The organism is Pseudoalteromonas sp. S3260, assembly GCF_005886925.1.
Taxonomy (GTDB): domain Bacteria; phylum Pseudomonadota; class Gammaproteobacteria; order Enterobacterales; family Alteromonadaceae; genus Pseudoalteromonas; species Pseudoalteromonas tetraodonis.
The window spans coordinates 1-213 of sequence record NZ_PNCV01000113.1; the positions used below are offsets into that span (position 1 = coordinate 1).

Annotated in this window: 1 pseudogene and 1 other annotated feature; the pseudogene reads right to left on the bottom strand. The window is 46.9% G+C overall.

Going from position 1 to position 213, the window contains the following annotated elements:
• Positions 1-94 (bottom strand) — a sequence feature (AL1L pseudoknot). This feature is flagged as partial in the annotation.
• Positions 1-213, bottom strand: a pseudogene (locus CWC14_RS19795) (IS3 family transposase); the annotation flags it as partial. (Overlaps the previous feature by 94 nt.)

The following is a 213-nucleotide window of genomic DNA, read 5'->3' on the forward strand; positions in this document are numbered from 1 at the left end:
AAATTGACTCGACACCGTAATGCTCTCTGCAAGCATCAATAAAATCCACTATTACTTCTGTTTGCGGTCGAGCTCCGCTTGGGCGAAAAAAGCGGCAGCTTGCCTCAGGATATCATTCGTTCGCTTGAGCTCTTTATTCTCGCGCTCTAAGACGGCAAGGCGTTCTTCAGTTGATTGCGTATTAGAAGAGGGTTTAGACGGTTGAGCTTGAGA